The organism is Variovorax brevis (assembly GCF_030317105.1).
Lineage (GTDB): Bacteria > Pseudomonadota > Gammaproteobacteria > Burkholderiales > Burkholderiaceae_C > Variovorax > Variovorax brevis.
Genome location: NZ_JASZYG010000021.1, coordinates 52,090 through 74,348 on the forward strand (window position 1 = coordinate 52,090; position 22,259 = coordinate 74,348).

Sequence of the window (22,259 nt, forward strand, 5' to 3'; positions counted from 1 at the left end):
TGCGCCTATAACGCGGGAATGCCCGCGCTCCGAACCATCGCCCTGACCACGGTGGCGATGCTCGCCTTTGCCGCCAACTCGATCCTGTGCAGGCTCGCGCTGCAGCATGGCGGCATCGATCCCGCGAGTTTTGCCAGCGTCCGGCTGGTGGCCGGGGCGCTCACGCTGGGGCTGTTCGTGCGCATCGGTGCGCGCCAACCGGCCGCACGGAAGCGCGTGGACTGGCTCGCGGCGCTCATGCTGTTTGCCTACGTCGCCTTCTTTTCCTTTGCCTACCTGAGCCTGTCGGCTGGCACCGGCGCGCTGATCCTGTTCGGCGCGGTGCAAATCACCATGCTCGGCGCGGGCTTGCGCTCGGGCGAGTCCTTCGGGTTGTGGGGTTGGGTCGGCTTCTTGCTGGCCGTCGGCGGCTTGGCCTGGCTGATGTCGCCGGGCGTTGCCGCACCTGCACCGCTCGGCGCCGCGCTGATGGCCATTGCGGGGGTGGCCTGGGGCATCTATTCGCTGCGGGGACGCGGAGTCGCCGATCCGCTCGCCGCCACGGCCGGCAACTTTGCGCGCGCCGCGCCGCTCGCCCTGATCGTGAGCGTGGTGCTGGCGTCGCAGGCGCACGCCGATGCGTCGGGCCTCGCGCTTGCCATCGCGTCCGGGGCCATCACCTCGGGCATTGGCTATGTCATCTGGTATGCGGCGCTGCCGGGCCTCAGCGCGCTGCGCGCCGCCACCGTGCAACTGTCGGTTCCGCTGATCGCGGCGCTGGGCGGCGTGGTGTTCATGGCCGAAGCGATCACGCCGCGCCTCGCGCTCGCTTCCGTGGCCATCCTCGGCGGCATTGCGATCGTGCTGAGCCGCAAGGCGAAGCAAGTCACTCAGGGTACTAAGATCCGGCCATGACTGCTCCCTCCCGCCGCTTCTGGGCCGAACTTGGCACGCGCGACTTCGCCGCACTGGATCCTGCGACGACCGTCGCTGTCTTGCCGCTGGGCGCCACCGAGCAGCACGGGCCGCACCTGCCGCTGGGCGTGGACACGCTGCTGGCGGACGGCATCGTGCAGGCGGCGCTGCCGCTGTTGCCCGCGGACCTGCCGGTGCTGTTCTTGCCGACGCAGCAGATCGGCCTCAGCCCGGAGCACGCGCGCTTTCCCGGCACGATCACCCTGTCCGCGGAAACGCTGATCCGCCTGTGGAAGGAAATCGGCGCCAGCGTCGCGCGCGCCGGCGTCCGCAAGCTGGTGCTGTTCAACGCGCACGGCGGCCACGTCGGCGCGATGGACATCGTGGCGCGAGAACTGCGCGAGGCGCACGACCTGCTCGTCTACAGCGTGAGCTGGTTCAACCTGCCGCTGGACGGCATGGCGCTCGACCGCTTCGATGTCCACGCCGGTGAGTCCGAGACCTCCATGATGCTGGCCCTGTCGCCGCAATTGGTGAACATGAATGCCGCCCGCGACTTCGGGTCCACGTCGCGCCAGCGTGCTGCCGACTATGCAGTGATCGGCAACGGACGCAGTGCCAAGATGGGCTGGGCCATCCAGGACTACAACGCCGAGGGCGCGGTGGGCAACGCGGCAGCGGCGACGCCGGAGCAGGGGCAGGCGCTCGTCAACGCGGCGGCGCGGCAACTGGCGATCATGCTGGGCGAAGTGTCGCGGCTTCCGCTGTCGACGCTGGTTCCGCGCCCTGCTTGATGGATCCGTCGGGTCGCTCGTAGGTCCCGATCAGCAGGCCGCTCGCGATGGCGTGCGAGCGCAGGATGTCCAGCACTTCCTCGCGGCCGGGCGGGCCGTCGAAGCCTGGCGCCGCGTTGAGCGCAAACACCTGGAACGCATAGCGATGAACGCCATGACCGGGCGGCGGATCGGGCGGCAGCCAACCGGCGCGCAGCGACGAATTGCGTCCCACGATAAAGCCGCGCGTGGATTCTTCCGCGTCGTCGATGTCGCCAATGGCCAGATCGCTGACGTCCGGCCGCAACCCGACCACGATGGCGTGGACCAGCGGGTGCGGCGTGGGCGAGTCGGCGTCTTCCACCAGCAGCAAGACCGATTCCGTGGCGGGCGGCAGGCTCGCCCATGAAAGGGGCGGCGACACGCCTTCGCCATCGGCGGTGTAGCGCTCGGGGATGGGCGCGTGGTCGGCAAAGGCCAGCGTGCTCACCACGATGGAGGCCATGCCCTCGCGCAGCCCGGTGGTGTTGAAGGCGATGTGGTCCAGTCCGGCCCGCACCTCGTGCAAGGCATGGCCCACCGCGCCGGGAAGGTGTTCAAGCATCGTTCGTCCCTGTGATTCAGCTTGTGCAGGTATAGCGCGGCGGACCGCCCAACGGTGTAGGACGCGGGGAAGCTCCGCCGCTATCATGGCCGCAGCCCGGTCGCTGCGCGTCCGGCCTCATGACCTCACACGCGGGGAAGAAGACATGAGCATTCTCTGGACCATCCTGATCGGCTTCGTCGCTGGCCTTGTCGCCCGTGCGCTCAAGCCGGGGGACGATTCGATGGGCCTCATCATGACGACCATCGTGGGCATTGTCGGTGCGTTGGCCGCCACCTATCTCGGCCAGGCGATGGGCTGGTACGCGGCAGGGCAGGGGGCGGGTTTCATTGCCTCGGTGGTCGGTGCCATCGTGCTGCTCTTCGTGTGGAGCCTCGTGGCCCGCAAGCGTTGAGACCTGCGCCATGACGGCCGGCGGCGGCGATACGCCGTGCATCGTGATGACCGCGGCCGGCACCGAGGACGAAGCTGAAAACCTGGCGACGGCCATTGTCGAGGCGCGCCTGGCGGCGTGCGTGCAGGTGCACCACGTCCGCAGCTTCTACAGCTGGCAAGGGGAAATGCGCCGCGAGCCTGAATGGGTACTGATGGCCAAGACGCGTTCGTCCCGCTTCGCGGCGTTGGAGGCCTTCATTCGCGCGCGCCACAGCTACGAGACGCCGGAAATCATCCAGTTGCCGATCACGGCAGGATCCACCGACTACCTTGCCTGGCTGGCCGCAGGCACCGTGCCTGTGCCACCGGCGCCTGCTCAGGAGTAGGTCACCCAGTCTTCGTAGGCCGGCCCGTCGAGGTGCGGCAAGGTGTTGTAGGTCACGAGCATGTGGCGCTTGGGCGTGAAAGCGAACTCGGTGACCGACGAATTTCGGATCCGCAGGTTCAGCTCGATCGTCGTTTCGGCGCTGGTGCCCAGCACGTGGCCCACGGCCGTGCTGATCGGCCCGCCACTGGACACCACCAGCACCTTGGCGCCGTGGTGATTGGCGCGCACGTGGTCCAGCGCCGTGGTCACCCCTGACAGGAATTCCAGGTAGCTGGGCATCCCGGCAGGCGCAGCCTTGCCTTGCATCCAGGCGCCCAGCCCGTCGCGCAGCAGGCGAAAGTGGTGCCGGTACATCTCCGGTGTGTCTGGCCGCTCCAGCTTTTCGGGGTGGATGGCAGCGATGACCGCCTCGCTGTCGTATTCGTTCAGGCCCGGCCACGGCAACACGTCGTCGCGCGTGAGGCCCAGGCCCCTGGCGATGCCTTCCCATGTTTGACGGTGGCGCTTGAGCGTGCCGGTGATGACGGCATCGAACTGCATGCCGCGCTCGCGCCAGTACTCCCCCAGCCGCACGCTTTGGCGATGGCCGAGTTCGCTCAGGTTGTCGTAGTCGGCCGCACCGAAAGATGCCTGTCCATGTCGCACGAGGTAGAGGGTTCCCATGCGACGGATTCTGTCAAAGACGCCGCTCGGGGCCGGTCCCTTTCGTGACCCATTCCGGCTGAAGTGGATGCCATTCGCACTATGCGTCAGACGTTTCGCACACCCGTGACGGAATCCTCCGTTGTCAAGGCCACAGATGTGAGATAGCAGAAACGCGAGGTTTCAAGCGTTTCAATTTGTGTGATAGTGAATACTTAACTACTCTTCCATCCGGGTTCAAAGCCCAAAACAGCGCGCGCCAGACGTGCATCCGCAAGGGAAAGCCAACGTGAACAAGTCCTATCGCAGCATCTACAACCCAGTCCTGGGAGCTTGGGTCGCCGTTTCCGAAATCACGCGTGCTCGCGGCAAGCGCAGCACGGGTGCTGCGGGATTGACGCTGGCGCTGGTCGCTTTCACGGCACTGCCGGCGAGCGCGCAGACGGTTCAATATTGGGACACCACGGGCGCGACGGCAGGCACCGGCACGGCGCCCAACGGAACCTGGAACGCCGGCAACAGCAACTGGACCACGGCGCCCGCAGGCGATGCGGCGACCTCCACCTGGCTCCCCGGATCGGCAGCGGTCTTTTCGGCTGGAACGTCGGCCATCGACAACTACACGGTCACGATGGAGGGGGACCAGACGGCGGCGGGCTTGAGTTACCAGGGCGGCAACCGCACGAGCGTTCTCACGCTGGCCAACCCGGTCGGCGAAACCCTCACGCTGGCCGGACCTTCCACGCCCGTGATCGACGTGGCGGCGGGCACGACGCTGGTCATTCAGCCCGTGATCGCGGGCACGGCGGGGCTGGTCAAGAGCGGAGGCGGCACCGTTCAATTCGTGGGGGCCAACACGTATTCGGGCGACACCGCCATCGAGGGCGGCGTGCTGCAGGTCGCGACCGATTCGCAACTCGGCGCGTCTTCCGGCAACCTCAGCCTGGCGAATGGGGGCACCCTGCGCCTGGGCGCCGACAACTTCGCCAGTGCGCGGGCCATTACCCTGGGCGCCGGCGGTGGCGCGATCGATGTCAATGCCAAGCAATCGAACACGCTGTCGGGCGCGATCACCGGCGGCGGTCCCCTGACACTGTTCAACAGCGGCCTGTTCGACGGCACCGAGCTGCGGCGGCTGACCCTGGCCGGCAACAACACGTCCACGGGTGGCACGCGCATCGGCGTCCAGGGCGTCAACGAGGGACGCACCAACGTGGCCGTGGAGGGGGCGAACAATCTGGGCACCGGGCCGGTCGACTTGTACTTCAACAGCGAGTTGCTTTTCAACGGCAGTGCGGCCCATGCCGGCGGACTGACGATCACCACGCACGAATCCTCCAATACGCTGGGAACCAATTCGGGCACGCAGTTCAGTGGTGGCGCGAGTGCGGGCACGGCGCACATCACCAATGGCGGCGCGGGCGCGTACATCTACTTCGACGGCACCAGCACGGCTGCCAACGCGGTGATCGACAACAACGGCGGGCGTGTCGGCTTCATCGGCGCGAGTTCCGGCGGCAGCGCCACGGTCAACAACCACAGCGGCTTCGTCATGCTGGGCGACACGGCCGACATGGCCGGCACCACCATCCACAACACCGGGACGGTGTTCGTCAGCAACGCCGCCACCGGCATGTCGGTCGGAGCGCTCGACGGCGGAGGCAATGTGGTTCTCGGCTCGAAATCGCTGACCGTGGGGGCCTTGGGGCAGGACGGCACGATCAGCGGTGTGATCTCGGACAAGGGCGCGGGCTATCGTGACCTGCTCAACCGCCCCTACGTCGATGACGTGAGCGCCATCGGTGGCTCGCTCGTCAAGGTGGGCGCAGGCACGCTCACGTTGAGCGGCAACAACAGCTACACCGGCAGCACCACCGTCGATGCCGGCACCCTGCGCATCGAAGGGGACCAGTCTCTGGCAACGGGCGGCATCGCGGTGAACTCGGGCGCCACGCTGAGCAGCGGCCCCTCCGGCATCGTGGCGGGGGCTGTCACGGTCCAGGATGGCGCCACGCTCTCGGGCAACGGCAAGCATGTGGGGGCCGTCACGATGGCCAGCGGCTCGCACCTGGCGCCGGGCAATGGCGCGGGGCTCACGGTGAGCGCCTTGACCCTGAACAGCGGCACCCAGCTCGACTACCAGCTTGGCCAGGCAGGGACGGTGGGCGGGGCGTCGAACAGCCTGCTCAACGTCAATGGCGACCTCAACCTGGCCGGCACGCTCAATGTTGCGCAGTCCTCGGGTGGCAGCTTCGGGGCGGGCCTGTACCGGCTCGTGAACTACAGCGGCGCGCTGATTGGCAACACGCTGGTCTTTGGCAACGTTCCCGGCAACACGTCCGACCTCTATTTGCAGACCTCCGTGGCGAAGCAGGTGAACCTGATCAACACCGCGGGCGGAACGCTCAACTTCTGGGACGGCGGCAACGCCGGCAGCGTCAACAACAGCAAGATCGACGGTGGCTCAGGCGTCATGACCGCTGGCGCATCTGAGCACTGGACCGACGCCAATGGCTCCGCGAATGCGCCGTGGAGCCAGAATGCCTTCGCCATCTTTGGCGGCGCCGCGGGCACGGTGACGGTGGACAGTTCAGGCGGCGCGGTGTTCTTCAGCGGCGCCCAATTCGCCGTCGATGGCTACACCGTTGATGGAGACACCATCCAGACCAACACCGCTGACACCCTCATCCGCGTGGGCGACGGTTCGGCCAACGGCGCAAGCTATACGGCAACGATCAGCGCGCCCATTGCGGGCACCGGTGGCATCGTCAAGGGCGACCTGGGCACGCTCGTGCTGGCCGCCGCCAATGGGTACGCCGGCGGAACGACGCTGAACGAGGGGACGCTGCTCGCCAACAACGACCAGGCGCTGGGCACGGGCAAACTGACCATCAACGGCGGCACGCTGGGCACGCAAACCGACGCCACGCTGGCGAACCCCATCGTCGTTGCGGGCGATTTTGCGATCGCCGCGTCGAAGACCGCCGTGCCGACGCTCACGCTGAACGGCGACGTCGATCTCGCCGCGACCGCGCGCGTCACCCAGACCACGCAAGGCACCGTCAATCTGGCGGGCGCCATCAGCGGAAGCCATGGCATCAGCTTCGATGCGACGGCGCCGACGGCCAGCTACCTGTTGACGGGCAGCAAGTCGAACACCTACACCGGCGTCACCACTGTGCAGGGCAATGCAGTGCTCGGCCTTGCGCGCACGGGCGGCGCAACGGCCATTCCGGGTGACCTGAACGTCGACGGGCAAGGCGTCGTCAGGTTGCAGGCCAGCGAGCAGATCGTCGACACTGCAAAGGTAACGGTCGCGAGCACCGGCCAGGCGGGCCGCCACGGTTTCGAATTCGCAGGCGCGGGAATGACGGAGACCATCGGCTCGCTTCATGGCGCGGGAACGGTGGGTCTTGCCGGCAGCAAGCTGGTGGTCGGCGCGGGTGACTTCAGCGGCCAGATCAGCGATGGCGCCGTTGGCGGAGGCCAACTGGAGAAGGTCGGCGCCGGCACGCTGGCACTGTCGGGCACCAACACCTACTCAGGCGCAACGACCGTCTCCGGCGGCCGGCTGGTGGCCGGTGCGGCGAGTGCTTTCAGCCCCGGGTCCGCACACACCGTCGCGGCAGGCGCGACGCTGGAGACGGGAGGCTTCAATCAGACGGTCTCGTCGCTGGTGAACAGCGGCACCGTGTCCCTGCTCAGCACGACAGTCGGTTCGAAGCTGACGGTGCGCGGCAACTACGTCGGCAACGGGGGAACGCTGCAGCTCGGCGCCGTCCTGAACGGCAGCGGCCCTTCGGACCAACTCGTGATCGATGGCGCCTCGGCCCAAGCCAGCGGCCGCACGACGGTGCAGGTCGTCAATCGCGGCGCACTCGGCGCGCCCACCACAGGCAGCGGCATCGAAATCATCGCGGCACGCAATGGCGCGACCACGACGGCGCAATCGTCGAAGGATGCCTTTGCGCTGGCCAACGGACACGTGGACGCAGGCCCCTACCAATATCGCCTGGTGGCCGCCGATGCGAATGGCGCCGGCGAGAGCTGGTACCTGAGTTCGCGCGCGACGCCGGACCCTGATGGCCTGGGCAAAGGCACGGTCGTCGCAGGGAGCGCCGACCCCAACGTGGCCCAACTGCAAAGCTACAACACCCAAGTGTCCCTGCTCGCGGGAATGCCTGCGCAAATGCGCCAGTCGGACACCACGATGCTCAGCAACCTGCATCGCCGCGTGGGTGATGAGGACTCCCGCGTGCAGGGCTTCAGCGTGGGCGAGCGGCGCGCCTGGGGCCGCATCATCGGCGCGGACCTCGACATCCAGCAGAAGAGCTTCGACACCTCGCCCTTGGTCAAGCCTGTCGACTTGGCGCCATCCAGCCAGGGGCATGTCGACGGCTTCCAGGTGGGCACAGACCTCTTTGCGGCGCCAGGGTCCGATTGGCGACTCGGCATCTACGTCGGCCAACTCGATGGCGACGCGCAGGTCAGTGGCTTGCACGGCGATCCGGGCGCGTGGGGCAGTGTCGGCCGGTCCGAACTGCGCTCGCAATACCTGGCAGGCTACGCGACGTACACAACACCCGCCGGCTTCTATGCCGATGCCGTGGTGCAGGTCGGCCGTCATGACTACACGCTTCGCCCCAACGACGCAGCAGCCCTCTCGGGCAAGGGCCGGGGGGTGCAGGCTTCGCTCGAAATCGGCCAGTCCATTGGCCTGGGCGACGGCTGGATCATCGAGCCGCAGGCCCAACTGGTGAACCAGCGGCTCGATGTCTACGACGTCGATGTGGGCGGCTTGCGGGTGAAAAACGAGGCGGACGGCGGCTGGCTGGCGCGTGCAGGCGTGCGTCTGAAGGGCGAGATGGCAACGCCGCTGGGGCGGCTGCAACCCTACGGCCGGGTGAACGTGTATTACGCCACGTCCGGCAATGACAACCTCCGCCAGATCTCGCCAGCGGGCACGTCGACGATTGCCACCACGACGGGCTACACCTCGGTTGAAGTGGCGGGTGGCCTCACCCTGACCGTGACGCCGCGCGTCAGCCTCTATGGCGAGTTGGGGCGCCTGTTCGACATGCACGGCGACTCGCGCGTCTCTTCGTCCATCGAAGGGTCGGCCGGCATGCGCGTGCGCTGGTAGGGCAGCTACTTGTTCTGCGTGGTGAGGGCCACGCGTGCGGCCAGCGCCGCCAGCACGCTGCCCATCACGTAGCGCTGCGCGAGCAGCCAGCCGCGGCTTTGCGAGAGCACCGCGGTGATGGCGGCGGCGCCCCTGACCAAGCCGGTGTTGACCACGGTGCTCACGCCAATCTGCACCGCGCCCAACTGCACGCTCTGCAGCAACACCGAGCCACGGTCCGGATGCAGGAACTGCGGAAAGAAGGACAGGTAGAACATGGCCACCTTGGGGTTCAGCACGTTCGTGAAGAAGCCCATGCGGAACAGCTTGCCTGGCGAATCCTGCGGCAGCAGGCGCGCTTCGAAGGGCGCGACGCCGCCCGGCTTCACCGCCTGCCACGCCATCCACAGCAGGTAGGCCGCACCGGCCATGCGGATGGCGTCGAAGGCCAGCGGCACGGCCAGCAGCACGGCGGTCAACCCGAGCGCAGCCGTCGAAAGGTGGACCACGAAACCCAGGAGAACGCCAGCAAGGGAATAGAAACCCGCCTCGCGCCCCTGGCACAGCGTGCGTGAGACGCAATAGATCATGTTCGGGCCGGGCGTGAGCACCAAGAGCAAGGCGGCGAGCCCAAACCACAGCAGTTCGGATGCGTGAAGCATGTTCAAAGTCCTTTTGATTCCAGCGTGACAAGGCCGCGCGGCGTGCGCAGCGTGGCCACCAGGTCGGGTGGCCCTTTTCGGATGTCGACCGAGCTCAGGCCGATCACGTCGAAGGCCGTGCGCAGCGTGTCGGCGCGGGGATGGAAACCGGCCAGCGACACCAGTTCGATGCCGCAGGCTTCCATCGTATCCGTCGGGTGCACGGCGCCCCACTGGATGAGCGTCGGCAGCGCACCGTAGAACAGGCGCTGGCCATCGTCGCGCACGGTGATGCGCCATTCGAGCCGGCCGGCCGCCGTGTCGCGCGACGCTTCGATCACCGCGCCTCGATCGATGTGGGTGTGTGCGTTGGCGAGCGCGCGAACCGCGGTCAGTGCGTCCGGCACGCGGGCCACGAAATGAATGAGCCGCGGTCCGTGGCGGTTCAGGCCCGCAAGCAATGCGTTGTCGTCCAGGTCGAACCATCGGCGCAGCCCCTTGGCGCGGGTCGGCTTCTTGTCACGCTCGATGGCGATGATCTCGAGGTAGCAGTTCGCGAAGCCGGCGCCGGAGATCGGCAGCAGGCGGTTGTGCGTGCCCATCAAGGTGTGCGAGCCGCCGGGGCCGGGCACGACGCCGAGCGTCGCCTCGCACCACCGGACGCCTTCGTCCAGCGTGCGCGCGGCGATGACGAGGTGATCGACTTCGGCGTGCGCTTTCATCACGGGTTAAAGATGGACGCTTCCATCAACGCAAATGACCGAACGGCCGCCGACCCACACCTGGCCCTGATCGTCGCGCGCGATGTGCACGAGTCCGGCACGGCCGATGCACTGGCCTTGTGCCACCAGGTAGCTCTCCGGCAAGCGGTTGTCGGCGATGAGCCACTGCGCCAGGCTGGCGTTCAGGCTGCCGGTGACGGGATCTTCCTCGATGCCGACGCAGGCGGCAAACGCGCGCACCTCCAGGTCGGGCGCCTCGGCGGACTCGACTGCCGCGGTGCGCTGGGCGAAGGCCCTGGCCTCGCGGTTCGAGCGTGTGATCAGTGCCGGCGCGTCCTGCGGCGCATAGATGCCCGCGACACCGACCTTGTGCCCCAGCTCCTTGAGCGCGCGCTGGTCCGGCGACAGCGCGAGCACCGTTTCCGCATCCTCCAGGAGCAGTCCGAGCCAGCCGGTGCCGTTGTCCAGCATCTGGGCGGCCAGCACGTGGTGCGCTTTGAGCCCCAGCGCGCCGGCCACCTTGGCCAGCACCGTCGGACTCGGCGAACTGCGGCGCAGCGGAGGCGCTTCGAAGGCAAGGCTTTGCGTCGCCGCGTCGCTGCGGATTCGCACGAGGCCGACTTCGCATTGCTGCAAGATCTGGTCGTCGCGTTGGGGCGTGTGGCCCGCGGCCAACCATGCATGGCAGGTGCCCAGCGTCGGATGGCCGGCAAAGCGCAGTTCACCGCCCGGCGTGAAGATGCGCACGCGGTAGTCGGCGCCCGGCTGCGTGGTCGGCAGGACGAAGGTGGTTTCCGACAGGTTGGTCCAGCGCGCGAAGCGCTGCATGTCTTCGTCCGAGAGGCCACTGCCATCGAGCACGACGGCGAGCGGGTTGCCGAAGTAGGGCGTGTCGGTAAAGACGTCGACTTGCTTGAAAGGCCGTGTTTTCATGACGCTCACTCCAGCGCGAGATCGAGCACGCCGCGCGAACCGGTGCGGTTGCGAAGCTGCCCGAACCAGCGCTCCAGGTTCGGCCACGAAGGCCGCGTGTATTCCGTCACCGGCAGGCCGAACCAGCGATGCACCTCGCAGCCCACGGGGATCTCGGCCATCGTGAAGTGGTCACCGGCCATGTATTCGTGCGTTGCGAGATGCGCGTCGAGCATCGCGAACAGCTGCTCGGCAGCGCCGGTCGACTGCGCGATGACGGCCGGGTTGCGCTCTGCGGCCGGCGTGCGGATGAACTGCACGAACGCGCCCCTTCCCGCCGGATTCAGCGTGGTCTGCTGCCAGTCCATCCAGCGTTCCGCGTCAAAGCGCGAGGCGAGATCGGTCGGGTAGAAAGTGCCCGGCGAATGCTTGGCGCACAGGTAGCGCACGATCACGTTCGACTCCCAGAGCGTCACGCGCTCCGCGCCTTCGCCGTCGTCTATGGCCGGCACCAGCGCATTCGGATTGAGCGTGCGGTATTGGGCCGTCTGCACCACGCCGAACTTGCCGCCTGCTTCCGTGCGCTGAAAGTCCAGGCCGAGTTCCTGCGCGCACCACACCACCTTGCGTACGTTGATCGAGCTGATACGGCCCCAGATGTTGAGCATGTTTCTGTTCCTCTTATTTCTTCAGATTCGACGCGAAGGGTTGTCGAGCAGCAGCAAGCGCACCGCCAGCCCGAACATCACGGCGGCCAGCAGGCGGCCGGGCCAGGTATTCGCACCGCTGCCGCGCTGCAGCCAGCGGCCGATCTTGCCGCTGAAAACGCCCAGTCCCGCATTGAACAACAAAGCCGCCAGCGACAGCACGACGCCCAGCTGCACCAGCTGCGCCGCGACCGATCCGCGCGCCGGATCGACAAACTGCGGCAGGAACACCATGAAGAACAGCAGAGCCTTCGGGTTGACGAGGTTGTTGAGCAAGGCCATGCGCACGATGCGCCCGAAACCCGCGGGCCGGGCCGGTGAATCCACGCGAAGACCGCCGCCCCGGCGCAACGCCTGCACTGCGAGCCAGGCGAGGTACAGCGCGCCAGCGTAGCGCAGCACATCGAAAGACGGCGGCCACGCCGCCACCAGCGCGGTGACGCCTGTGGCCGCGAAGAGCGTGTGCACCAAGTCCGCGGCCGAGATGCCCGCAGCCGCCGCGAGCCCGCCGCGCGGTCCGTGCGCCACACCGTGCGAGAGCACAAAAGCCATGTTCGGGCCCGGCGAGAGAAACAGCGCCAACACCGCGAGCAAGAAGAGCGAGAGGGTGCCCGGGTCGATCATGAAGACTGCTTTCGGTGTCAGCTCGACTCGGCCACGGTTTGCGGGAGGTAGCGGAGGATGTTGCCCATGGCGCGCGCCACGTAGTCATCCTTCTCGCCCACGGGCGCGACGTAGTGCAGGGCGCCCTTTGCCGCCTCGATGCCTTCAGTGCGTGCGATGAGCCATGCCGCGAGGTAGGGCGCCGACAGGCAACCGCCCGCGGTGGCCACGTTGCCTTGGGCGAAGAAGGGCTGGTTGAGCACTTCGACGCCCGCCTCCTGCAACCATGGCTTGGTCGTGAGGTCGGTGCACGCGGGCACAGCGCCCAGCAGGCCCAGTTTGGCAAGCAAGAGCGTGCCGGAGCATTGCGCGCCAACGAGTTGCCGCGATGCGTCGATGCCGCGCAGCACGTTCATGATGGATGCATCGGCCGCGATCTCCCGTGTGCGGATGCCGCTGCCGAACAGCACGGCGTCGGCGTCGCAGGCGGATTCGAGCGTCGCGCTGGCATGCACGGTGACGCCGTTCATCGAGGTGATGGTGGCCCTCGGCGCGGCCAGCGTGACGCGCCAGCCGGGCTTCTTGACGCGGTTGAGCACCGCCAGCGCCACCAGCGAGTCGAGTTCGTTGAAGCCGTCGAAGGTGAGGATGGCGATGTGCATGAAGCGGCTTGCTTTTCGCTGAGTTTCAGACGGGTGCGGGTGCAGGCTTGCGCTCGCCCACAAGCGCCAGTTCCTCGCGCAGTGCCAATGCCAGCGCCGCAATGGCCGTGTCGATCTCGTCGACGTTGGCCGTCACGAAGGACAGGCGCATCGTGCGCTTGTCACCCGGGCCGGCATAGAACGGCGCACCCGGCACGAAGGCGACGTTGCGTTCCACCGCACGCGGCAGCAGCGCCACGGTGTCGATGCCTTCGGGCATGCGCGCCCACAGGAACATGCCGCCCACCGGCACGTTGAATTGCACGTCCAGCCCCTTCATCTCGCGCCTGAGCGCTGTGACCATCGCATCTCGCTGGCGCTTGTACAGCGCGCGGATGGTGGGCACGTGCCGGTCCAGGAAGTTGTCCTTCATGACGGCCGACACCATGCGCTGCGTGAAGATGGGCGTGTGCAGGTCGACCGCCTGCTTGGCCTGCAGGAGCTTGGGGTAGATCGCCTTGGGCGCCACGAGGAAACCGAGGCGCAAGCCGGGCGCCAGCACCTTGGAGAACGATCCCAAGTAGATCACGCCGTCCGGATTGCGCGCGGCCAGCGGCAGGGGCGGGGCTTCGTCGAACCACAGTTCGCCGTAAGGGTTGTCTTCGACGATGGGCAGGCCGGCCTTGGCGGCGGCTTCGGACACGGCGGCACGGCGTGCCTCGGTCATGGTGCGGCCGGTCGGGTTCTGGAAGTTGGGCAGCAGGTAGACGAAGCGCGCAGCGTCTTCGCCTGCGGTGCCGCGCGCCTTCGCCACGAGGTCATCGACGATCACGCCTTCGTCATCGCTGGCGACGCTCTGCGGGACGGGCTCCATCGGCGCAAAGGCCTGCAGGGCGCCAAGGTAGGTGGGCGTTTCAACCAGCACGCGGCTGCCCGGGTCGAGCAGCACTTTCGCGACCAGGTCCAGCCCCTGCTGCGAACCGGTGGTGATCAGCACCTGCGACGGGTCGACGTTCCACGGCAGCATGTCCGCCACCGCCTGCCGCAGGGGGGCGTACCCTTCGCTGGCGGCGTATTGCAGGGCGGCCTGGCCATCCTTGTGCAGGACGTCGGCGCAGGCGTCGGCAAACTCCTGGATCGGGAAGGTCTTGGGCGAAGGCAGGCCGCCAGCCAGGCTGATGATGCCGGGGCGCTCGGTGACCTTGAGGATCTCGCGCAGCACCGAAGGGTTCATCTTCTCGGCACGGGTGGCCAGTTTCCAGGTGGTTGTCATCGTTTTTCTCCGATCGGTGGGTCAGTGGGTCAGCAAAGGATAGAGCGAGGCCACCAGGGCCAGCGCCGCTGCGCCATTGAACAGGCGCAAATAGAAAGGGTCGCGCAGCAAACTGCGCATGCGGCTGCCAAACGCAGCCCAAGTGGCGACGCAGGGCACGTTGATCAGCGCAAACAACGCAGCGATCAAGGCCACCTGCGCAATGGATCGTTCGGCCGGCAGGAAGTTGCTGATGGCGCTCACGGCCATCACCCAGGCTTTCGGGTTCACCCATTGGAACGCAGCCGCGGAAAAAAATCCCATGGGTTGCGCGGTGTGGTCCGGGCGGTCCGCCATCGGGCCGGAGCGCGCCAGTTGCCAGGCCAGCCACAGCAGGTAGGCGGCGCCGATCCAGCGCATCGCGTCGAACAGAACGGGGTAGCGCTCGAAGACCACATGCAGCCCGAACCCGGTGGCCGCCACCATCACGCCGAACCCCAGGCTGATGCCCAGCAGGTGCGGCACGGAACGGCGCAGTCCGAAGTTGACGCCCGAGGCCAGGATCATCGTGTTGTTCGGCCCCGGCGTGATGGAGGTCACGCAGGCGAACAGGGCGAAGGCGAGGAGCAGGTCGGTGTTCACCGCGAGGCCTCCGGCGCCAAGGTCCTGGAAGGCGCAGGCGCAGGCGCCTGCGACAGCTTCTTGCCGACGACCACCGTGGCCACGACGCCCGCGGCAAAGCCCAGCGTGACCAGGTCGAGCGATTCGCCGAGAAGCGGCACGGCCGCAAGGATCGACAGGAAGGGTTGCAGCAACTGCGTCTGGCTCACCCGCAAGGCGCCGCCCAGCGCCAAGCCGCGGTACCACGCAAAGAAGCCCACCCACATCGAGAAGACGCCCACGTACACGAAGCCGACCCAGGCGGACGTCGCGACCGGCTGCTGCGGCCACAGGACCAAAGTCGCCGGCAGCGTGACGGGCAGCGCCGTCACGCATACCCAGCAGATCACGCGTTCAGCACCCAGCGATTGCGTGACCTGCGCACCGTAGACATAGCCGACGGACGCCGCCAGCACCGCGCCGACGAGCAGCAGATCCGCCCATTCGAAGCCGAAACCGCCCCCGTGCTGATGGGCACGCAGCATGGAGAACGCCACCACCAGCAGGCTGCCGACGACGGCGCAGACCCAGAATCCCAGCCGCGCCCGCTGGCGCAGCACCCAGGCCGCAATCGCCGCCGTGGCCAGCGGCAACAGCGCGGTGATGACGGCCGCGTGACTGGCCGTGACCATGCGCAAGGCGAAGCCGAGCAGCAAGGGAAATCCGATGGCGTTGCCCAGCATCGCGATGCCCAGGGGCTTCCATTGGCTGCGCTGCGGCAGGGGCGAGCGCGTGGCCACCAGAAAGACCACGGACAACAGCCCCGCCAGCGCGGCCCGGCCCGCCGTCGTGAACCAGGGCGAGAGTTGCGGCGCCGCCTGCGTGCCGGTCGCCAGGCGCGTCATCGGCAGCGTGACGGCGAAGATCGCTACCCCGATCACGCCGAGCCACATGCCGAGTGTTTCGTCGCGCAGGCCCAGCCGTTGCTGCAATGAGATGGCGGTGGTCACTGTAGCCCCCACGTTCGGCACTTCATGTCCTTCGCTGCGCTCATACCTTCACCATCCACCAAGCCGTAAGCACCAGCACCGCCGCCATGAAGCGGTTGAACCACAGCAGCCGCGAACCTTGCGAAAGCCAATGGCGCAGGAGCGCGCCGGCCAGGGCGTAGGCGAAGTTGCTGGCGAAGGCGTACACCAGCATCACCGGCGCGACGATGGCGAAGCGCGTCAACGCATCCGGCTGGCCTGCGATCCAGCCGGCCACCAGCGTGAGCGCCAGCAGCCACGCCTTGATGTTGAGGAACTGCAGCGCCACACCTTGCAGGAAGCCGACACGCATCGTGTCGCCCGCGGTGCCGCTCATTGTGCGGCTGCCCCACAGCTTCCATGACAGCCAGAGCAGGTAGCCGATGCCCAGGCCCTTGACGGCGATTCGCAGCGCGGGTGCCGCCATGACCAGCGCCCCGACGCCGGCAGCGCACAGCGCCAGCAGCAGGCTCCAGCCCACCGGCACCGCAATGATGAAACGCATGGCGCGCGGCAGCCCGCCGTTGGCGGCCAAGGTCGTGGACAGTGTGGTGTTGGGCCCCGGCGAGAAACTCATCGCCGTGGCCAACACCAGCAGCGCGGTGAATTCTTGCCAGTTCATGGAACACACTTTAAACTGACGACCATTACAGTACCAATACAGTTCGTCATACAAAGATTGAATCTGTATCGGTGCCGCCTTCGACACAGACTCAGATCATGCTGACACGCACCTCCGGCCATTCGCTCACTGATCAACTGTCGGCGCGCTTTGCCGAGCGCATCCGAAACCGCCTGCTGGCGCCGGGCGCGCGCCTGCCCTCGGTGCGCGAATGTGCGCGGCAACAAGGCGTCAGCCCGCACACCGTGGTGGCTGCCTACGATCAATTGCTGGCGCAGGGCCTGGTCGAGGCGCGGCGCCAACGGGGCTTTTTCGTGCGCGATGCTGCGCCGGTGCCGGATGAAACGCCAGCATCCCAGCGCCCGGCGGCGAGCCCCGCGGCGGGTTCTCAAGTCCCCGCCGACGCCAGTTCGCTGATTCGCAGCATGTTCCACCGCCAAAGCGACAAGCCACAACCCGGCATGGGCGTGTTTCCGCCGGACTGGATGGAGTCGACCTTCATGCCGGCGGCCGTTCGTCGGGTGACGAGCGGGCCGATGCTGCAAGAACTCTCGCTTCAGTACGGCGACCCGGCCGGCGACCTGGCCTTGCGCCGCAGCCTCTCGCAAAAGCTCGTGGGCATCAACGTGCCGGTGGCGCCGGAGCAAATCATCACCACCGTGGGCGCCACGCACGCGCTCGACATCGTGAGCCGCACGCTGCTGCGGCCGGGCGATCCGGTGATGGTGGAAGAACCCGGCTGGGCCATTGAATTCGCCCGGCTCGAAGCCTTGGGCATGCGCATTCTTCCCGTGCCGCGGCGCGCTGACGGGCCGGACCTCGACGTCATGGCGCAGTATTGCGGCGCCGGCGAGGGCCATCGACCCAAGCTCTTCGTGAGCGTGAGCGTGCTGCACAACCCGACGGGCTACAGCCTGACGCCCGGCAGCGCCCACCGGGTGCTGAAACTCGCCAACGAGCACGACTTTCACATCGTCGAAGACGACACGTACAGCCATCTGGCGCCGGACTATGCGACCCGCCTGAGCGCGCTCGACGGACTCCAGCGCACCATCTATGTCAGCGGCTTCGCCAAGATCCTCGCGCCCAACTGGCGCATCGGTTTTCTGGCGGCGCCGCCCGCGCTGTACAGCCGCCTGCTGGAAACCAAGCTGCTGGCGACCTTGACGACGCCGGCGCTGTTCGAACGCGCGCTCGCCTGGTGCATCGACCAGGGCCAGTTGCGGCGCCATTGCGATCGGGTTCGTACGCGCCTTGATGGCGCGCGTGCGCGCACCGTCAAGCTCGCGCTGGCGGCGGGATGCACTTTTGCCGCCGAGCCGGCCGGGCTTTTCGGATGGGTCGACACGGGCGTCGACACCGACGCCCTCACGCAGCGCATGCTCGACGAGGGCTACCTGATTGCGCCGGGCTCGCTCTTTCATGCGCGGCGCCCGCCCAGCACCCTGATGCGCGTCAACTTTGCAACGGCGCAGGACGCTGCGTTCTGGAAGACCTTCGCGCGCGTGCGTTCGGAAATCTAGCGGGCTACAGCAACTTGTCGGGCGCCAATGGGCCGAACAAGTCGATCATCAGCCGCAGGCGCAAGGGGGTGTCCGGCTCGGTCGTCGTGTCGGCCAACTGGCTCTGCGGCGGCGCGCGCCAGATCAACTGGCCATCGACCAACTGCACGTGCCATGCGCCCTCGCGAAATGCGGCCTCGATGCGTTCGTTGGTCGCCTTGGCGAGTGTTTCGCTGCGGATGAGCAAGCCCACTTCCGTGTTCTGCAGTTGAGAGCGCAGGTCGAGGTTCATCGACCCGACCACGACCAGGCGGCCGTCGATGGTCAGGGCTTTCGTGTGCAGCATGGAGCGCGACGATCCGCCGATACTGGCGCCGGAGGAGCCGAGCGATGCGCCGCCGCTGGCCTGCTCGCTGCGCATTTCGTACAGATCCAGTCCCATGGCCAGCAAGGCCTTGCGATGGCGCGCGTAGCCGGCATGGGCGGCAGCAGCGTCGTTGGAGGCCAGCGAGTTGGTGAGCACGCGAATGCGAACACCGCGAGCGCGCAGAGAGGAGAGGGCGTCGAGCATGTCCTGGCCGGGAACGAAGTAGGGCGAGACGATGGTGAGGTCGGAACGCGCCCTTTGAAAAAGGCTCAGGAGGCCATCCACCACGTTGTCGTCGTTGGCGATCTCCTTGACGGTGTTGGAGGTCGCCGCGGTCTTGGTGATGACGAGTCCGCTTTCCTTTTGCGGTGGAAGGGTGGCCGATTGACTCGTGGTGTCGGCGGGAATCTTGCTCGGCCGATCCGCCAGGACGACGGCCGGCGCCCAGACGAACTTCACCGTGCGCAGGTCCATGGCTTGCTCGTCCCACGCCCGTGCGCGCTGTTCGGGCGTCGGGCCGGCTTCGGCGGGGCGAGCGTCGCCGTCCGTTGGCTTGGGATCCTCGCCCTTGGCCGTTTGCGCCGCGTCGGCCGCCTCGCGAGCGCTCCTGGCCTTGTCGCGTATCTTGTCCAGTTCCTCGCGCGTCACCAGCGACTGCACCGGGTAGGCGCGCTCGTTGTTCCAGTATTCGTCGAAGCTGCGCGAAAAGTCTTTCACGATGGGGCCGACGGAGAGAACGTCGAGATCGACGAAGTTGGCGTCGGTGTCGTTGCCGAAATAGGCGTCGCCGAGGTTGCGCCCGCCCGTGACCGCCATGACGTTGTCGGCAATGAAGAGCTTGTTGTGCATCCTTTGCTGGAGGTCGCCCGCATCGTCCAGGGCGTTGAAGAGGCGGCCGATCGTCGAGCCGCGGGCACCGGCCAGCGGGTTGAACATGCGCATTTCGATGTTCGGCTCGAAGGCCATGCGCATCACCAGGGCGTCGCGCCCTGTGCTGTGGAAGTCGTCCAGCAGCAAGCGCACACGCACGCCGCGTGCCGCGGCTGTTCGCACGGCGCGCAGGAGCCGGGCGGAACTGGCGTCCGCGTGAATGGCGTAGTACTGCAGGTCCAGCGTCTTTTGTGCGCCGTCGACCAGGGCCAGCCGTGCACCGTAGGCGCTTTGCGGGCCATCGAGCATGAGGAAGCCGGACTCGAAGGGTGCGGCGTCCGCCTTGCGCCGGTCCTGGACCATTGCCGCCAACGACGTGCCGTCGACAGAGGTCAGCGCGTTGGAGACGGGGCGTTGCACGTCCTTCGGCAGTTCGGCGCAAGCCATCAAAAGCGAAGTCAGTGCCAACGCCAGCCACCAGCGGTGCAAGTTGGCGGCGCGGAGCGCGAGGGTTCGAAGCGCAATCATTCGGCGGATGTCGGGCAGAGTCGGTGACTTGCCCTGTATAGCGCACGAATTGCGCGGCGGCTATCGGTCGGCGCCGAGTTCTTCCCACCGCTCCAGCGCCGCCATCAACTCATCGTCGATCTGCGCGTGGCGCTCGCCGAGTTCGGCGGCGCGGGCGGCTTCGTTCACATAGATGGCGCCGCCGCTTTGCTCGAGCGCTTCGGTAATGCGCTTCTGCTCTGCTTCCAGCGCTTCGATCAATGCGGGCAGTGCTTCCAGTTCGCGCTGTTCCTTGTAGCTGAGCTTCTTGCGGGGCGTGGGGGCCGTGCTCTTGGCGGGCGCCTCGACCGAGGCTGGCGCCGCAGCGGGCGCGGCGGCCGGTGCGGCACGGGTGGCCGCCGCCGCGCGCTGCTGGGCGATTTCGCGGGAACGGCGCGATTGAATCAGCCAGTCCTGCACGCCACCTTCGTATTCCCGCCAGCGGCCTTCGCCTTCGAAAGCGATCGTGCTGGTCACGACGTTGTCGAGGAAGGTGCGGTCATGGCTCACCAGGAAGACGGTGCCGTCGTAGTTCTGGAGGAGGTCTTCGAGCAGTTCCAGCGTGTCGATGTCCAGGTCGTTGGTGGGTTCGTCCAGCACCAGCACGTTGGCCGGTCGCGCAAAGAGGCGCGCCAGCAGCAGGCGATTGCGCTCGCCGCCGCTCAGGGAGCGCACGGGGGAGTTGGCGCGCGCCGGCGAAAAGAGAAAGTCCGAGAGATAGCTCTTGACGTGCTTGCGCTGCTTGCCGATTTCGATCCACTCGCTGCCGGGGCTGATGAAATCCTCGAGGGTGGCGTCCAGATTGAGGGCGTCGCGCATCTGGTCGAAGTACGCGACCTGCAGGTTGGCGCCACGGCGCACCTTGCCGGAATCCGGCTCCAGTTCACCGAGCACCATTTTCAGGAGGGTCGTCTTGCCTGCGCCGTTGGGGCCCAGCAGGCCGATCTTGTCGCCTCGCAAAATGGTGGCGTTGAAATTGCGCACGATGACCTTGTCGCCGAAGGCCTTGGAGGCGTCGGTGAGCTCGGCCACGATCCTTCCCGTGGGAAGGCCGGCGGCCACATCCATATTGACGCTGCCCACCGCTTCCCGCCGGCTGGAGCGCTGCTGGCGCAAGGCTTCGAGGCGCCCAATGCGGCTCTGGCTGCGCGTGCGGCGCGCTTCCACGCCCTTGCGGATCCAGACTTCTTCTTGTGCCAGCAGCTTGTCGGCCTTGGCGTTGATCACCAGTTCCTGTGCGAGTTGCTCCTCTTTCTGAAGAAGGTACTGCTCGAAGTTGCCGGGATAGGAGCCCAGATGGCCCCGGTCCAGTTCGACGATCCGGGTGGCGACGCGGTCCAGGAAAGCGCGATCGTGCGTGATGGTCACCACACTGCCCTTGAAGTCAATAAGAAGCTGCTCAAGCCATTCGATGGAATCGAGATCCAGGTGGTTGGTTGGTTCGTCGAGCAGCAGGACGTCGGGGGCGGTCACCAGCGCCTGGGCGAGCGCCACGCGCTTCTTCGTCCCCCCAGACAAAGAGCCAACCAGTGCATTGGCGTCAAGATGGAGCCTGTCGAGCGCCTCCTCCACGCGCTGCTCCCAGTTCCAGGCGTCGTAGGCCTCGATCTCGGACTGCAGGGCATCCAGGTCGGCGCCCTCGACGGCGTTCAGGTACATGTCGCGTGAGGCGATCACGTGAGCAAGCCCCTCGCTGACCGCTGTGAACACCGTCGCTTCGGGATCGAGCAACGGCTCCTGGGCGACGTAGGCAATGCGAACGCCTTGTTGGAGCTGCAGGGTGCCGTCGTCTGGCGTCTCCAGACCACCCAGGATCTTGAGGAAGGAAGACTTGCCGGCGCCGTTGCGGCCGATCAGGCCGACGCGTTCGCCGCTTTGAAGGGAGAACTCCGCGTGGTCGAGGAGTGCGACGTGACCGTAGGCAAGCTGGGCGTCGAGTAGAGTTAGAAGGGCCATCCCGGGATTATCGGGACCGGGCCAGCTCCCCCGGTCGGACGATCCCACGGCAGCCGAAAAGTACCGTCAGGCTGTCAGCACAAACTTTTTTTGTGTAGGTGCTTTCCCGGATGGGAAAGTTGGCATAGAATCATGGGCTCGGCAGTACTCGGCAACGCGTACCGTAGGCAGGCACCGAAAGGCAATTGCAACGAGTCGAAATAGGCCTCTGATTTTTGACGAAAACGAATTTTTCGTGTCATAATTCAAGGCTCAGCTCAAATCGAGCTGCCAATTGAATCGAGCCGCAAAGCGGGTTGATTTGAAGTGGCAAAGCGAATTGAGCGGTGGGATGAAAGTCCTGCTGGTTTGACAGGTTATTTAAAAGCATGTCATAATCGAAGGCTTCGCTGATCACAGCGGGCAGCGCGAAACGAAGCAGAGATGTGGAAGTTTTGCGAGGATCCTTAAAAACATACAGCCGATAAGCGTGGGCGTTTGAAGGTAATTGCC

The 22,259-nt window shown here is 66.7% G+C and carries 21 protein-coding genes; 6 read left to right on the forward strand and 15 right to left on the reverse strand.

What is annotated here, in order from left to right:
• Positions 1-18 precede the first annotated feature (18 nt).
• Together QTI66_RS33800 and QTI66_RS33805 are read left to right on the forward strand one after the other, a co-directional pair.
• The gene (locus tag QTI66_RS33800; RefSeq protein ID WP_286564749.1) at positions 19-894 is read left to right on the forward strand and encodes a DMT family transporter; all 876 of its coding nucleotides are present in this window, start codon (positions 19-21) and stop codon (positions 892-894) included.
• Positions 891-1,688, forward strand: coding sequence for a creatininase family protein (locus tag QTI66_RS33805; RefSeq protein WP_286564750.1), 798 nt, complete (start codon positions 891-893; stop codon positions 1,686-1,688). Before QTI66_RS33800 ends, QTI66_RS33805 begins: the two co-directional genes overlap by 4 nt.
• Here the strand turns inward: QTI66_RS33805 and QTI66_RS33810 are convergent.
• A complete protein-coding gene (locus QTI66_RS33810; protein WP_286564751.1) occupies positions 1,630-2,271 on the reverse strand; it encodes a YbhB/YbcL family Raf kinase inhibitor-like protein in 642 nt (213 codons plus the stop codon). The genes QTI66_RS33805 and QTI66_RS33810 overlap by 59 nt on opposite strands.
• Before the next feature lie 145 nt (positions 2,272-2,416).
• Between QTI66_RS33810 and QTI66_RS33815 the strand changes: the two genes are divergently transcribed.
• Together QTI66_RS33815 and cutA are read left to right on the forward strand one after the other, a co-directional pair.
• The gene (locus tag QTI66_RS33815) at positions 2,417-2,665 is read left to right on the forward strand and encodes a GlsB/YeaQ/YmgE family stress response membrane protein (protein WP_286564752.1); all 249 of its coding nucleotides are present in this window, start codon (positions 2,417-2,419) and stop codon (positions 2,663-2,665) included.
• Positions 2,666-2,675: 10 nt separating this feature from the next.
• Entirely contained in the window at positions 2,676-3,032 is a 357-nt protein-coding gene (gene cutA / locus QTI66_RS33820; protein WP_286564753.1) for a divalent-cation tolerance protein CutA, read from the forward strand.
• Here cutA and QTI66_RS33825 read toward each other — a convergent pair.
• On the reverse strand, positions 3,023-3,697 hold the full coding sequence (locus QTI66_RS33825; RefSeq protein ID WP_286564754.1) for a histidine phosphatase family protein: 675 nt from the start codon (positions 3,695-3,697) through the stop codon (positions 3,023-3,025). The two genes, cutA and QTI66_RS33825, sit on opposite strands and share 10 nt — an antisense overlap.
• Before the next feature lie 268 nt (positions 3,698-3,965).
• On the opposite strand from QTI66_RS33825, the gene QTI66_RS33830 reads away from it, so the two are divergent.
• Positions 3,966-8,819 carry an autotransporter outer membrane beta-barrel domain-containing protein gene (locus tag QTI66_RS33830; protein ID WP_286564755.1) on the forward strand — a complete coding sequence of 1,618 codons (4,854 nt, stop codon included), beginning with the start codon at positions 3,966-3,968 and terminating at the stop codon, positions 8,817-8,819.
• Between the two features lie 5 nt (positions 8,820-8,824).
• On the opposite strand, the gene QTI66_RS33835 is transcribed toward QTI66_RS33830, so the two are convergent.
• From QTI66_RS33835 to QTI66_RS33880, 10 genes are all read right to left on the reverse strand, one after another.
• The gene (locus tag QTI66_RS33835) at positions 8,825-9,460 is read right to left on the reverse strand and encodes a LysE family translocator (RefSeq protein ID WP_286564756.1); all 636 of its coding nucleotides are present in this window, start codon (positions 9,458-9,460) and stop codon (positions 8,825-8,827) included.
• Between the two features lie 2 nt (positions 9,461-9,462).
• Positions 9,463-10,161: a VOC family protein gene (locus QTI66_RS33840; RefSeq protein ID WP_286564757.1), complete on the reverse strand. Its 699-nt coding sequence runs from the start codon at positions 10,159-10,161 to the stop codon at positions 9,463-9,465.
• A 6-nt stretch (positions 10,162-10,167) separates the two neighbouring features.
• Positions 10,168-11,094: a PhzF family phenazine biosynthesis protein gene (locus QTI66_RS33845; protein ID WP_286564758.1), complete on the reverse strand. Its 927-nt coding sequence runs from the start codon at positions 11,092-11,094 to the stop codon at positions 10,168-10,170.
• 5 nt (positions 11,095-11,099) lie between these two features.
• Positions 11,100-11,741, reverse strand: coding sequence for a glutathione S-transferase family protein (locus tag QTI66_RS33850; protein WP_286564759.1), 642 nt, complete (start codon positions 11,739-11,741; stop codon positions 11,100-11,102).
• A gap of 21 nt (positions 11,742-11,762) precedes the next feature.
• Complete coding sequence (locus QTI66_RS33855) at positions 11,763-12,404, reverse strand: LysE family translocator (RefSeq protein WP_286564760.1); 642 nt, start codon at positions 12,402-12,404, stop codon at positions 11,763-11,765.
• Between the two features lie 17 nt (positions 12,405-12,421).
• Positions 12,422-13,045, reverse strand: coding sequence for a DJ-1/PfpI family protein (locus tag QTI66_RS33860; protein WP_286564761.1), 624 nt, complete (start codon positions 13,043-13,045; stop codon positions 12,422-12,424).
• 25 nt (positions 13,046-13,070) lie between these two features.
• Positions 13,071-14,297 carry an aminotransferase-like domain-containing protein gene (locus QTI66_RS33865; protein WP_286564762.1) on the reverse strand — a complete coding sequence of 409 codons (1,227 nt, stop codon included), beginning with the start codon at positions 14,295-14,297 and terminating at the stop codon, positions 13,071-13,073.
• 21 nt (positions 14,298-14,318) lie between these two features.
• On the reverse strand, positions 14,319-14,918 hold the full coding sequence (locus QTI66_RS33870) for a LysE family translocator (RefSeq protein ID WP_286564763.1): 600 nt from the start codon (positions 14,916-14,918) through the stop codon (positions 14,319-14,321).
• Positions 14,915-15,829, reverse strand: coding sequence for a DMT family transporter (locus tag QTI66_RS33875; protein WP_286564771.1), 915 nt, complete (start codon positions 15,827-15,829; stop codon positions 14,915-14,917). The genes QTI66_RS33870 and QTI66_RS33875 overlap by 4 nt, the downstream gene beginning before the upstream one ends.
• Positions 15,830-15,926: 97 nt before the next feature.
• On the reverse strand, positions 15,927-16,526 hold the full coding sequence (locus tag QTI66_RS33880) for a LysE family translocator (protein WP_286564764.1): 600 nt from the start codon (positions 16,524-16,526) through the stop codon (positions 15,927-15,929).
• Positions 16,527-16,624: 98 nt separating this feature from the next.
• Between QTI66_RS33880 and QTI66_RS33885 the strand changes: the two genes are divergently transcribed.
• Positions 16,625-18,049: an aminotransferase-like domain-containing protein gene (locus QTI66_RS33885; protein ID WP_286564765.1), complete on the forward strand. Its 1,425-nt coding sequence runs from the start codon at positions 16,625-16,627 to the stop codon at positions 18,047-18,049.
• Positions 18,050-18,053: 4 nt separating this feature from the next.
• Here the strand turns inward: QTI66_RS33885 and QTI66_RS33890 are convergent, their stop codons facing one another.
• The 3 genes from QTI66_RS33890 to QTI66_RS33900 all read right to left on the reverse strand — a co-directional run.
• Complete coding sequence (locus tag QTI66_RS33890; RefSeq protein WP_286564766.1) at positions 18,054-19,793, reverse strand: phospholipase D family protein; 1,740 nt, start codon at positions 19,791-19,793, stop codon at positions 18,054-18,056.
• 60 nt (positions 19,794-19,853) lie between these two features.
• Entirely contained in the window at positions 19,854-21,767 is a 1,914-nt protein-coding gene (locus tag QTI66_RS33895) for an ATP-binding cassette domain-containing protein (RefSeq protein WP_286564767.1), read from the reverse strand.
• Positions 21,768-22,005: 238 nt separating this feature from the next.
• Positions 22,006-22,259 (reverse strand): hypothetical protein (locus tag QTI66_RS33900; RefSeq protein ID WP_286564768.1); only part of this gene is annotated, 254 nt, incomplete at its 5' end.

Excerpts from the sequence above, each read along its gene's own strand:
- QTI66_RS33860 (WP_286564761.1), bottom strand. The coding sequence starts at position 13,045 with ATGCACATCGCCATCCTCACCTTCGACGGCTTCAACGAACTCGACTCG.
- QTI66_RS33840 (WP_286564757.1), bottom strand. The coding sequence starts at position 10,161 with ATGAAAGCGCACGCCGAAGTCGATCACCTCGTCATCGCCGCGCGCACG.
- QTI66_RS33845 (WP_286564758.1), bottom strand. The coding sequence starts at position 11,094 with ATGAAAACACGGCCTTTCAAGCAAGTCGACGTCTTTACCGACACGCCC.
- QTI66_RS33875 (WP_286564771.1), bottom strand. The coding sequence starts at position 15,829 with ATGTGGCTCGGCGTGATCGGGGTAGCGATCTTCGCCGTCACGCTGCCG.
- QTI66_RS33800 (WP_286564749.1), top strand. The coding sequence starts at position 19 with ATGCCCGCGCTCCGAACCATCGCCCTGACCACGGTGGCGATGCTCGCC.
- QTI66_RS33895 (WP_286564767.1), bottom strand. The coding sequence starts at position 21,767 with ATGGCCCTTCTAACTCTACTCGACGCCCAGCTTGCCTACGGTCACGTC.
- QTI66_RS33805 (WP_286564750.1), top strand. The coding sequence starts at position 891 with ATGACTGCTCCCTCCCGCCGCTTCTGGGCCGAACTTGGCACGCGCGAC.
- QTI66_RS33885 (WP_286564765.1), top strand. The coding sequence starts at position 16,625 with ATGCTGACACGCACCTCCGGCCATTCGCTCACTGATCAACTGTCGGCG.
- cutA (WP_286564753.1), top strand. The coding sequence starts at position 2,676 with ATGACGGCCGGCGGCGGCGATACGCCGTGCATCGTGATGACCGCGGCC.
- QTI66_RS33850 (WP_286564759.1), bottom strand. The coding sequence starts at position 11,741 with ATGCTCAACATCTGGGGCCGTATCAGCTCGATCAACGTACGCAAGGTG.
- QTI66_RS33835 (WP_286564756.1), bottom strand. The coding sequence starts at position 9,460 with ATGCTTCACGCATCCGAACTGCTGTGGTTTGGGCTCGCCGCCTTGCTC.
- QTI66_RS33880 (WP_286564764.1), bottom strand. The coding sequence starts at position 16,526 with ATGAACTGGCAAGAATTCACCGCGCTGCTGGTGTTGGCCACGGCGATG.
- QTI66_RS33810 (WP_286564751.1), bottom strand. The coding sequence starts at position 2,271 with ATGCTTGAACACCTTCCCGGCGCGGTGGGCCATGCCTTGCACGAGGTG.
- QTI66_RS33865 (WP_286564762.1), bottom strand. The coding sequence starts at position 14,297 with ATGACAACCACCTGGAAACTGGCCACCCGTGCCGAGAAGATGAACCCT.
- QTI66_RS33890 (WP_286564766.1), bottom strand. The coding sequence starts at position 19,793 with ATGATTGCGCTTCGAACCCTCGCGCTCCGCGCCGCCAACTTGCACCGC.
- QTI66_RS33855 (WP_286564760.1), bottom strand. The coding sequence starts at position 12,404 with ATGATCGACCCGGGCACCCTCTCGCTCTTCTTGCTCGCGGTGTTGGCG.
- QTI66_RS33815 (WP_286564752.1), top strand. The coding sequence starts at position 2,417 with ATGAGCATTCTCTGGACCATCCTGATCGGCTTCGTCGCTGGCCTTGTC.
- QTI66_RS33825 (WP_286564754.1), bottom strand. The coding sequence starts at position 3,697 with ATGGGAACCCTCTACCTCGTGCGACATGGACAGGCATCTTTCGGTGCG.